Here is a 10,649-nt window from a genome sequence, read left to right as displayed (position 1 = left end):
ACTTGCTAGTATGGACCTGGCGCTGGGCATGTCAATACTCTCTAGTATGGTTGGCCTCCGGAGGCAGCCACGCAGGGCGTAGCTCTACCGGTGCGGCCCGGCAGCGCAGGGTTTTCCGGCCGCGGTTTCGGCCAATTCCACACAAACCGACCCCGGCGTATGGTTAAATCAGCGCATGAATGAACCTGAAGCTTCCGCCGGCGAGCCCCGAGCCGGCCGCAACAGCCGCCTGAGCGCGGAAGACTGGGCGCAGGCCGCCTTGGATCTCATCGCTGAACAGGGTGTCGGCGCGGTCGCGGTGGAGCCGCTGGCCAGGCGCCTGGGAGTGACCAAGGGCAGCTTCTACTGGCATTTCCCTTCGCGCGATGCGCTGCTGCAGGCCGCCTTGGAGCGCTGGGAGCTGTTCGAACAGGAGCAGGTGTTCGGCAGCCTGGAAGACGTGCCGGATCCGCGTGCGCGCCTGCGCCAGCTGTTCCAGGTGGTGGCGCACGAAGTGCAGCCGCACATCATCTACAGCGAACTGCTCAAGGCACTGGACCATCCGATGGTGCGGCCGGTGATCGACCGCGTGTCGCACCGTCGCCTGGAGTATCTGGTGGCTTCGTTCCGCCAGGCCGGATTGAGCCGTACCGATGCGCAGCATCGTGCGCGTCTGGCGTACGCGGCGTACGTGGGCTTCCTGCAGTTGTCGCTGCAGCTGCAGCAGCCCAAGCCCGCGCGCGAGGATTTCGAAGCGTATGTGGAGCATGTGATCGAGACGCTGATCCCGATCGGTTGAGCGCACTGCGCAGGTAAGGAAAAGGCCGCGGTATGCGGCCTTTTTCATGCCTGGAAAATGACGCCGGAGGCAACGCCGGCACAAAAAACAACGGCCCCTTTCGGGGCCGTTGCTGCATCAGGTACCGATCAGTGGATCGATCAGAACTTCTGCTTGTACTGCATGTAGTAGTAGCGGCCCGGCAGGTCGTACTGCGGGTCGAACATGTTGTACGACACCGAGTAGGACACCGGCGGCTGCTTGTCCCACACGTTGTTCAGACCCAGCATGACGGTGCCGTTCCACGGGGTGTTGTAGCGGAACTGGACGTCGTGGTAGGTGGTCGCACCGATGTGGTTCTTCTGGCCGTCCGGATCCGAGCAGTAACCGCGGGTAGCGGCGCCCAGCAGGCAGTCTTCGGTCATGCCGGACTTGTAGCGCAGGCCGTAGTTGACGCCGAAGTCGCTGAAGGACCAGTCGACGTACAGGTTGGAACGGATGCGCCAGTACGGATCCTGGTTCAGGTAGTCACCCTGGCGGCCGTCGACTGCGGAGTCGGCGGTGGCCTTGGTTTCCCACTTGCTCAGGTAGGTGCTGTCCCAGCTGACCGTGAACTGGCCGAACGAGGTTTCCGGCAGACGGTACGCCACGCCCAGGTCCCAGCCTTCCACGTTGTACGAGGACAGGTTGAGCAGCGGCATGTCGACGTTGACGATCGCGTAGTTCTCGTCGGCTGCGCCGTAGTTCGGGTCACGCGTGATCAGCGGGCAGTACTGGGCCTGCTCCTGCGGCGTACCGCCGTAGCAGCGGCTCATGATGTCGTCGATCGACGGACGGGTGATCGAGTCTTCGATTTCGATCTGCCACCAGTCCAGCGTGACGTTCAGGCCGGTCACGAAGCTCGGGCTCCACACCAGGCCCAGCGTCTTGCTGGTCGAGGTTTCCGGCTTCAGGTTCGGGTTGGACTGCCAGGTGAACGGTTCGACAGTCTGCAGCGGACCCGGCTCGCCGTCGGTGTTCGGCTGGACCAGGCCAGCCGGCACGCCCTGGGCCTGGCACTGGGCCAGCACGCCACCGGTCGGGTTGTTGGCCGCGGCGCAGGGATCAGCGTAGGTTTCGAACGAATCGGTGTCGCCGCGGTACAGATCGTTGATGCTCGGCGCGCGGAAGCCTTCCGAGTAGTTACCGCGGATCATCAGGTCGTCGATCGGCTTCCAGCGGAACCCGAACTTGTTGTTGGTGGTGTTGCCGAAGTTGCTGTACTTCGAGTAGCGGGTCGCCACGCTGAAGTCGAGCAGCTGGGCACCCGGCAGGTCAGCCAGCACCGGGATCGACAGTTCGAGGTAGAACTCGTCCAGGTCGTAGCCACCCTTGGTCGGGCTGGCGCCGTTACCGGTGCTCAGGCCGGCCGCAATGAAGGCATCCGGATCGAACTGGCCGGTTTCCTTGCGGTACTCGTAACCGGCTGCGAAGGCCAGGTCACCGGCCGGCAGCGGAACGATCGTGCCGGAGATGTTGGCGTAGTAGCCCTTGGAAACCTGCGACGCCGAGTCATGCGCGGTGAACGAGGTGTAGTCCAGCGCAGCCTGCGAGATCGAGCCTTCCGGACCCAGCGGGTTGATCGGCGAGCAGCCCGGGATGATCGCGCCACCAGCGCCGAAGCAGACGGCCTGGCCGGTCACCGGGTCGATACCCGACGGGCCGTAGGCCGCGTCCAGGTTCTGCACGTTGAACAGGCCGTAGGTCAGGTCGTTCTGGTCGGTCTTGTCGTAACGGTAGCCGACATCCCAGTCGAAGGTGCGGTCAGCCACTTCGAAGAAGCCTTCGAAGCCACCGTAGAAGTGCCAGTTCTTGACGTTCTGGTTGAACGAACGGCCGCCGGTTTCATTGAAACGACGGTTCACGCCGGTCAGGTCAACGCCGTACGGGTTGTACATGCTGGCGGCGTCGAGGGTCAGGCCAGTCACCGGCATTGCGGCCAGCAGCTGCTCGGACTTACGCTCGTTGTACATCGCTTCCGTACGGAAGGTGACGTTGTCGGTGACGTTGTACGAGCCCGAGGCGAACAGCGAGGTGCGCTCGTTCGGGGTCAGCAGGTAGTTGTCCGGGGCGGTGTTGTAGCCGTGCACGTTGGACACGAACGGGGTCTGCACGCCGTTGATGTCGACGTAGCGACGGCCGTTGAACAGGTACGAACCCGGGATGCCGGTGCCGCTCTGGCCGCTGAAGAACGGGGGGCCACCGGCGGAGATCTTGCGATCACCGGCCATGACTTCGCGTTCGTTGACGTAGGCGGCGCCGATCATCACCGACGCGCGGTCGGTGGTGGTGCCCAGCACGAAGTCGGCGGCTTCACGCTCGCCGTCGCCCGCGCTGTACTGGCCCTTGTAGAAGTTCGCTTCTGCGCCGTCGAAGTCCTTCTTGGTGACGATGTTCACCACGCCGGCGATGGCGTCGGAACCGTAGATCGTTGAGGCGCCGTCCTTCAGCACGTCGATGCGCTCGACCATGGCCACCGGAATGGTGTTCAGGTCGACGCTGCCGTCCAGGCCGGTGGTCCAGCGGCGGCCGTTGACCAGCACCAGGGTACGCTGGCTGCCCAGGTTGCGCAGGCTGATGCCCGACGAACCATCGCCACCGTTGTTGAAGGTGCGGTTCAGTGCGGCGCCGTTGGCGGCGACGCGCTGCAGGATGTCGGCGACCGAGGTCACGCCCTGCTTGTCGATGTCCGCGCGGGTCAGGCTCAGCACCGGCTGCGAGGTCTCGATGTCGGTGCTCTTGATGCGCGAACCGGTGACCGAGATGCGGTCCAGGTTGGTCGTATTGGCAGCTTCCTGCGCCTGCGCGGTGGCGGTGCCGGCCGCGACGACCAGTGCAACGACCACTGCATCACGCAGCTTGTTGGACTTAAAGTTCATTGCTCTCTCTCTCCAAGGGAATCTTGGGTATTCACTGGGGTGTTTGCCTCAGGCGGTGCCAATAGAGAGCACCAAAGACCACAAGGCTGACTCGATAGTAACTGCCGCTTCGAAAGAATTAAAGTAGCGTTAATGAAGTCTGTGATCTGTGTGAAATTCGGCAAAGTCCTTGTGGATCAAGGCCCTTGAGAGGGTTGTAAGCGTCAAATGACTCATTTGTTAACAAATTGTTAGCAAAATAGTTGCAGTTGTTTTGTCACGCTCTGTATCAGGTTGGCGTGTTCAGTGACCTCAACCGGGGCGCTGGAACGACAAAGGCGCGCCAATGGCGCGCCTTTTCTGGTCTTCCCGGGTCATCGAAACCTGGACTCAGAGGTCCTGCTCGTACCGCACGTAGGGCACGGTGCCCTCATCGGTGCTCTCGTTGCGCGGGGCGAACGGGTTCTTGCCGCGGGTGATCACGTTTTCGGCACCCACGGTGAGCTGGCCGCTCCACGGGGTACGCCAGGTCAGGCCCACGCCCAGGCCTTCCCACTTGCCGGGCTGGCCGGGCACGTCGACCACGCGGCCGATGATGTTGCCGCTGAAGTTGCCGTAGCCGGCACCCAGGGTAAGGCTCTTGCTGTCCCAGCGGTCCACCAAAGCCGGGGACACGTCGGACAACGGCACCAGGCGTGCCTTGGCGTAGGTGCCGCCAATGGAGACGAAGCCTTCGCGGCCGATGTTCTTCTGGCCGAACACGGTCAGGTCGTTCTGCTCGGCGCGCAGCGCCGGCGATTTGTTCGGGCCGGCCAGCCAGGCGGGCAGGGTGTCCTTGCCAGTGCCGGCGGTGATGCCGACGCGACCGCCCGGGCGGTTGAACGCGGCGGTGCCGGTGACGCGGCGGCTCAGCGCGTTGTCGTCCTCGTCACCCAGGCTGGCCAGCATGCAGTGGCTGGCCAGCCCGCTGATGCTGGTGCCGCGGCTGCTGTTGCAGAGCAGGCCAAGCGAATCGCCCGAGGACAGCCCGAAAGCGGCATCCAGCGAACTGCGCCCGAAGTGCCAGCGGGCGCCGGCAGCCTGTTCCCCGGTGGGTTCCAGGTAAAGCAGGGCTTCGACCTTGCCGCTGCCCTTGTTCCAGACCGGAATCACCGTGCTGTCCTGGCGGGCCTTGGACTGCGCATAGGCGCCCGGGATCGCGGCGAGGGCGATCATCAGGGCCAGCGGTAGACGCAGAAGGGCGCGCATGGGAATTCTCAGACAGCGGTGATGAGCACAAGTTCCCGCCGAAGCGGGACACTGATCCTAGGGCGTTTATGAATTCTTAACAAGTCTTGGTTCTCCCCAGAACAAAACTCGCGCGGCGATTACTGAAGCCGTTCAGGTGCCGGTGAGGAAACAACGGCGTCGCGGAACAGTATGTCGAATTCCGTCAACGGAAAGTGATACTCCCGTCCGCAGAATTCGCAACGGATGTCCACGGACCCCGTGGGCTCGGCGGCCGCCCGGGCTTCCACTTCGCCCAGCGACTGCAGCATGCCCTCCACCCGTTCGCGCGAGCAGGAGCAGGCAAAGCGGAGCGGGCGCTCGCCCAGCAGCTCGGGGGCCTGTTCATGGAACAACCGGTGCAGCAGCTCATTGCCGGCCACGTCCAGCAGTTCCTGCTTGCCCAACGTCTCGAACAGCGCACTGGCCCGGGACCAGCCATCGGTATCGCCCTCGTCGCCGGGCAGCTTCTGCAGCAGCAGGCCGGCGGCCCGGTCGCCATCGGCGGCCAGCAGCAGGCGCGTGGGAAGCTGTTCGGACTGGCGGAAGTAGTCTTCGAAGGCCTCGTCCAGTCCGGATGCGCCCAGGCCGACCAGGCTCTGGTAGCGCTGTGGCTCGCGCGGGTCCAGCCCAGGGTTTTCAATGGTGATGGCCAGCAGCGCGTCCTCGCCCAGTGCGGTCAGGTCGCGCGGGGCATCGCCTTCGCCGGACAGTTGGACGATGCCGCGCAGGGTGCCGGCGGCGGTGCATTCGGCAAACAGCGTGCGCATGGCGGTGTTGCTGCGCAGCTGGATCGACAGCCGGCCGTCCACCTTGGTGTGGCCGGTGAACAGCGCCGAGGCCACGGTGGCTTCACCCAGCAGCTCGGCCGCGGCCGGCGGGTAGGTGCCGTGGGAGAGGATCTGCTGCCAGCTGGCGTCAAGGTGCACGTGCACGCCGCGCACGCCGGCATCGGGAAGCAGGAAACGGATGAGGGAATCGGTCTGGGCGGTCATCGGGTCGGTGGCTGCGCTTAAGTAATGAGGGCGTGTTGCCGGATAATGCGCCGACAACCGTGCAAGCAGAGGATGCACCACTAATGGGGGCAGAGCGCAGCAACCACAAGGCCGAACCGGGCCTGGAACCGACCCGCCGGCGCCGCTGGCGCTGGAAACACCTGCTGTGGCTTCCGGTGCTGTTCGTGGCCGGCAGCGTGCTGCAGGTGGCCGTGCTGCGCTTCATCGACCCGCCGCTGTCGACGGTGATGCTGTGGCGCTATGGCGAGGCGCTGGGCCAGGGCGACTGGAGCTACCGGCTGCATTACCAGTGGCGCGACCTCGACCAGATGGCCCCGAGCCTGCCCATCTCGCTGGTCGCGGCCGAAGACCAGCGCTTTCCCGAACACAATGGCTTCGACCTGCAGGCCATTGAAAAGGCGCGCGACCACAATGCCCGCGGCGGGCGCCTGCGCGGCGCCAGCACCATCAGCCAGCAGGTCGCCAAGAACCTGTTCCTGTGGCAGGGCCGCAGCTGGATCCGCAAGGGGCTGGAGGCCTGGTACACGCTGCTGATCGAAACGCTGTGGCCGAAGTCGCGGATCCTGGAGATGTACGCCAACATCGCCGAGTTCGGTGATGGCATCTACGGTGCGCAGGCGGCATCCAGGCAGTTCTGGAACAAGGATGCGGCGCGGCTGTCGCCGGCCGAAAGCGCAAAACTGGCGGCCGTGTTGCCGGCTCCGCGCCGGTACAATGCCGCACGCCCCGGCCCCTATGTGCAGCGACGCGCCGCCTGGATCCAGCGACAGGCGCGGCAGCTCGGCGGCGGCGCCTACCTGAAAGATGAGTGAGCCATGACAATTGAACGCCTCACCCTGGTCATCGCGGCCCACAACGAAGCGCTGGCGCTGCCCCTGCTGCAGCCGCGCCTGCGCGCGGTCCTGGATGGACTGGAGGGCGTCGAGGGGCGGATCGTGTACGTCGACGATGGCAGCACCGATGCCACCTGGCAGGTGATGCAGGAACTGGCGTCAGCCGACAGCTGCGTGGGCGTGCTGCGCCTGTCGCGCAACTTCGGCAAGGAGGCGGCATTGACGGCCGGACTGGACTTCGTGGACGGCGGCGCGGTGATGATCCTCGATGCCGATGGCCAGGACCCGCCCGAGCTCATTCCGGAATTCGTGGCGCTGTGGCGGCAGGGCTATGACAACGTGTACGGCACCCGCCAGGCGCGCGACGGCGAAAGCTGGCTCAAGCGCAGTACGGCGGCGGCGTTCTACCGGGTGATCGGGCGGCTGTCGAGGATCCCGATTCCAGCCGATACCGGCGATTTCCGCCTGCTGTCACCGCGCGCGCTGCAGGCGCTGGGTCAGCTGCGTGAACGCCACCGGTTCATGAAAGGGTTGTTCGGCTGGGTCGGCTTCCGCCGCGTTGCGTTGCCGTATCACCGGCATGCGCGGATGGTGGGCGACAGCAAGTTCGGGTTGTGGAAGCTGTGGAACTTCGCACTGGAAGGCATCACCAGCTTTTCCACGGTGCCGCTGCGGGCGGCCACCTACCTGGGAATGGCCACGGCAGGCGTGGCATTCCTGTTTGGCGGGTGGGTGGTGCTGAAGGCGGCGTTTTACGGCGACCGGGTAGCCGGCTACCCCACGATGATGGCGGTGATCCTGTTCCTGGGCGGGGTGCAGCTGATCGCGCTGGGCCTGATCGGGGAGTACCTGGGCCGGCTGTACGAGGAATCCAAGCAGCGGCCGTTGTACGTGGTTGACACCTGGCATGCGCCGTTCGTGGCAGACTCGGGCGTGCATCCCATCGGTGGAGAGCAGCGAGATGACCACGGTACGACAGCTGTTGGAAGGCAAGTCCCCTGAGGTGTTCGCGGTAGGCCCGGAATCGGCGGTGATCGACGCGATCCGGTTGATGGCCGACAAGGGCATCGGCGCGGTTTTGGTGATGGACGGCCGCAGCCTGGTCGGCATCCTGTCCGAACGCGATTACGCGCGCAAGATCGTGCTGCATGACCGCTCGTCGAGGTCGACGAAGGTCAGCGACATCATGACCGCCAAGGTAGTAACGGTGGCGCCATCCGAGCAGGTTGAACACTGCCTGCAACTGGTCACCGACTACCGCATCCGCCACTTGCCGGTGGTGGACAGCGGCGGCGTGATCGGCGTGATCTCCATCGGTGACCTGGTGAAATCGGTGATCGACGAACAGGCCCAGAAGCTGGACCAGCTGCAGCAGTACATCGTCGCGGGCTGACCTGGCTGCGGGTATTTTCAATCGAAGAGCAGCGCTTTTATTTTCCCGGGCAGGGCGGCCGACGGGCAGCCCTCTACGGGACACGCCGTGAACCCCTCCATGGGGGCTTGGCAAAAACATCCATGTTTTTGACAGTCCCTACGAGGGCTGCCCGCCGGCCGCCCCCGATGGTTGGTCGTGCGCGGAAACGAGGAGCAGCCACGCAGGGCGTGGCTCGTTACTTCGCATACCGGCCGCCGCAATTCGAATCCTCACCTGGCCCGGTTTCAATCGTGGCCAGCAGCGCGGCAGGCGGGGCAATGCTGCCCAGCGTGAGGGCGATGGCACCACGCAGACCCAGCGCCTTGAAGTCCGGCCGGAACGACGGATCCTTGAACGTGCCGCCGATGCGCAGCGGCGAACGCAGTGCCAGGATGCTGATGTCCTTCGGACGCGGGCGCAGCAGCAGGTCGAGCTTTTCCTGCTTCAGGTCTACCGTACCTTCTCCAAGGATCAGCGTATCGGTGGTATCAAACGCCAGCTGCTGCGAGGTCATCAGGCCCTGCTTAACGCCGAAATCGCCCCACGCGCAGCGCAGCGGAATCTGCTTGTCGCCGGTGAACAGGAACTTCAGCGATTCGGCCACGTCCAGGCCGGCCAGTTCCATGATCAGGTTGCCGACATGGCCGCGACCGATGCCCACCGCAACAGCGCCATCGGAGCTTCCCAGCATGGATGCGATCGAGTTGCCGTTGCCGCTGAGGTTGATCTCACCACTGATGCCACCGGAGGCCTGCTCGGCCAGTTTCGCGTCGGGGAACAGCCCGCCCAGCTGCACCTTGCGGATGCTGGCCTTGAGCTGGGTGGCAATGGTCGGCTTGCGTGCATCCATGCGGATGGTGCTGCGGATGTCGCCGCCGGCGACGCCGAAGTTGAGCGGCTCCAGTCGCAGCAGGCCGTCGTCCAGCTTCAGGTGCGCATCCATGTCGTCCAGCGGCAGCGCGGGGGAGTTGATGCGCTGCGCCTTCCAGTGCACATCGGCATCCATCGCGCGGAGCTTGCTGAGGTCGTAGGGCGTATCCGGAAGCACGCGTGCCTTCACTGCGAGTGCGGCGGCCTTGGCCTTCTGTTCGGCATTGGCCGATTCGCCGGCGCCGGTCTTGGGCGGGGCGCCGACGAAGCCGGCAAGGTCATCGAAGTCCAGGCGCTTGGAAACAAGCTCGGCTTTGAGGAAGGGGCGGTCGCCACTGACGTCGATCTGCGCGCTACCGCCCAGGTCGCTGTCGCCGGCGACACCGGTGAAGTTCTCGTACCGCCAGACATCGTTGTTGCGCTTGAGGCGGCCTTTCAGGCGATACGGCGGGGTGGAGGGGATGGCCAGGCCAATCAGTGGATACAGGTCTTCCATGTCCTGGCCGCTGAGCGCGAAATCAAGATCGAAGGTGCGCAGGGCGAACGGGTTGGTCAGGGTGCCGCTGGCAATGGCGTGGGTACTGCCGGCACGCCCATCCAGATGGATGCGGAACGGATGCTCGCTGTTGGTCAGTTCCAACGGCGATTCGGTGTTGCCTGCCAGGGTGAACGGATTGCCCTGCCAGCGGCCTTTGCCGCTGACCAGCAGCGGCGGTGCGCTGTCGGCATTGCGTGGTTTGCCGCTGGAGATGGCGACCAGGATGTCCGTTTTACCGGCGGCATCGAGGAATTTCAGGCGCCCATCGTCAACCAGCAGTCGCTGCAGCACCGGCGGTTCGCCATCGCTGGGGCCAAGAAAATCCCAGTTGCCGGGCTGGTCCTTGCCGGGCGCGGTTTCCAGCAGCAGGTCGGGGCGGGTGAGGCGGATTTCCGGAATGCGGATATCGCCACGCAGCAGGGGCCAGGCGCGCAGGTCGATCTCGGCGCGGTCGGCGCTGGCCATCCGTGGGGTCTTGGACCATTCGGCATTGGCGAAGGTCAGACCATCGGCGCGCACGGTAAGGGTGCGCCCGAGATCGACATCCAGATTGCCGCCAATATGGAATTCGCGGCCGGTCTTGGCCTGCACGGCGCGCTCGACGGGGCCTTTGAACCAGTTCCAGTCCCACAGCGCGATCACCAGCAGGATCAGCGCGAAAAGGAAAACCAGCACCGCCAGCCAGCGCTGCCCGCGCTTGCCCGGTCGGCGAAAACGCCAGCGTGAGCGGGAGGAGGCCGCAACGGGCGTAGGAGCGGGAACAGTATTCACCCGCCCATCCTTGCCCGTTCATCGTGCAGGCAACGCGAAGCATTGGTAAGGATCGCGTCAGTGTGGCGCCAAAGCCGAAGCCAAGGCTGGAGCGCTTGCTATTCATTGATACGTGCTGGGCGGGCGGGGGTAGCCCATGCCGGGACACGCCGTAAACCCATCCATGGGGGCTCGTTCGCGCCATCCATGGCGCTCTACGGTCCCGGCATGGGCTACCCCCGCCCGCCCCCAAGCAGTTTCTCAGCGGTGGGAAGAGCAAGGGCCTGTTCTTGATCTCCGTTGCCTGC

At 64.9% G+C, this 10,649-nt stretch carries 8 protein-coding genes; 4 read left to right on the top strand and 4 right to left on the bottom strand.

The window, feature by feature from the left end:
- Window positions 1–175: 175 nt before the first annotated feature.
- Window positions 176–778 (top strand): TetR/AcrR family transcriptional regulator, encoded by a 603-nt coding sequence (locus tag SOM39_RS03865; RefSeq protein WP_068853700.1) that lies wholly within the window; start codon window positions 176–178, stop codon window positions 776–778.
- Between the two features lie 140 nt (window positions 779–918).
- On the opposite strand, the gene SOM39_RS03860 is transcribed toward SOM39_RS03865, so the two are convergent.
- From SOM39_RS03860 to SOM39_RS03850, 3 genes are all read right to left on the bottom strand, one after another.
- Entirely contained in the window at window positions 919–3,675 is a 2,757-nt protein-coding gene (locus SOM39_RS03860; RefSeq protein WP_320457522.1) for a TonB-dependent receptor, read from the bottom strand.
- 369 nt (window positions 3,676–4,044) lie between these two features.
- A complete protein-coding gene (locus SOM39_RS03855; protein WP_179197306.1) occupies window positions 4,045–4,869 on the bottom strand; it encodes a hypothetical protein in 825 nt (274 codons plus the stop codon).
- A 152-nt stretch (window positions 4,870–5,021) separates the two neighbouring features.
- On the bottom strand, window positions 5,022–5,915 hold the full coding sequence (locus SOM39_RS03850; RefSeq protein ID WP_093532826.1) for an Hsp33 family molecular chaperone HslO: 894 nt from the start codon (window positions 5,913–5,915) through the stop codon (window positions 5,022–5,024).
- Between the two features lie 83 nt (window positions 5,916–5,998).
- Between SOM39_RS03850 and mtgA the strand changes: the two genes are divergently transcribed.
- Genes mtgA through SOM39_RS03835 form a run of 3 tightly spaced genes read left to right on the top strand, consistent with a single transcriptional unit; the run spans window position 5,999 to window position 8,162 of the window.
- Window positions 5,999–6,748 (top strand): monofunctional biosynthetic peptidoglycan transglycosylase, encoded by a 750-nt coding sequence (gene mtgA / locus SOM39_RS03845; protein WP_093532827.1) that lies wholly within the window; start codon window positions 5,999–6,001, stop codon window positions 6,746–6,748.
- Between the two features lie 3 nt (window positions 6,749–6,751).
- The gene (locus SOM39_RS03840) at window positions 6,752–7,771 is read left to right on the top strand and encodes a glycosyltransferase family 2 protein (RefSeq protein ID WP_320457521.1); all 1,020 of its coding nucleotides are present in this window, start codon (window positions 6,752–6,754) and stop codon (window positions 7,769–7,771) included.
- Complete coding sequence (locus SOM39_RS03835; RefSeq protein ID WP_095364327.1) at window positions 7,731–8,162, top strand: CBS domain-containing protein; 432 nt, start codon at window positions 7,731–7,733, stop codon at window positions 8,160–8,162. Before SOM39_RS03840 ends, SOM39_RS03835 begins: the two co-directional genes overlap by 41 nt.
- Window positions 8,163–8,379: 217 nt before the next feature.
- Here SOM39_RS03835 and SOM39_RS03830 read toward each other — a convergent pair whose 3' ends face one another.
- Window positions 8,380–10,362, bottom strand: coding sequence for an AsmA family protein (locus SOM39_RS03830; RefSeq protein WP_414715843.1), 1,983 nt, complete (start codon window positions 10,360–10,362; stop codon window positions 8,380–8,382).
- Window positions 10,363–10,649 lie beyond the last annotated feature (287 nt).

The sequence above is a fragment of the Stenotrophomonas sp. CFBP8994 genome, from assembly GCF_034044835.1.
GTDB lineage: Bacteria > Pseudomonadota > Gammaproteobacteria > Xanthomonadales > Xanthomonadaceae > Stenotrophomonas > Stenotrophomonas rhizophila_A.
This window is presented reverse-complemented; position numbering and strand designations above follow the sequence as displayed.

What these genes read in the sequence shown, in the direction of transcription:
- mtgA (WP_093532827.1), top strand. Translation starts at nt 5,999, where the DNA reads ATGGGGGCAGAGCGCAGCAACCACAAGGCCGAACCGGGCCTGGAACCG.
- SOM39_RS03855 (WP_179197306.1), bottom strand. Translation starts at nt 4,869, where the DNA reads ATGATCGCCCTCGCCGCGATCCCGGGCGCCTATGCGCAGTCCAAGGCC.
- SOM39_RS03865 (WP_068853700.1), top strand. Translation starts at nt 176, where the DNA reads ATGAATGAACCTGAAGCTTCCGCCGGCGAGCCCCGAGCCGGCCGCAAC.
- SOM39_RS03860 (WP_320457522.1), bottom strand. Translation starts at nt 3,675, where the DNA reads ATGAACTTTAAGTCCAACAAGCTGCGTGATGCAGTGGTCGTTGCACTG.
- SOM39_RS03835 (WP_095364327.1), top strand. Translation starts at nt 7,731, where the DNA reads ATGACCACGGTACGACAGCTGTTGGAAGGCAAGTCCCCTGAGGTGTTC.
- SOM39_RS03840 (WP_320457521.1), top strand. Translation starts at nt 6,752, where the DNA reads ATGACAATTGAACGCCTCACCCTGGTCATCGCGGCCCACAACGAAGCG.
- SOM39_RS03850 (WP_093532826.1), bottom strand. Translation starts at nt 5,915, where the DNA reads ATGACCGCCCAGACCGATTCCCTCATCCGTTTCCTGCTTCCCGATGCC.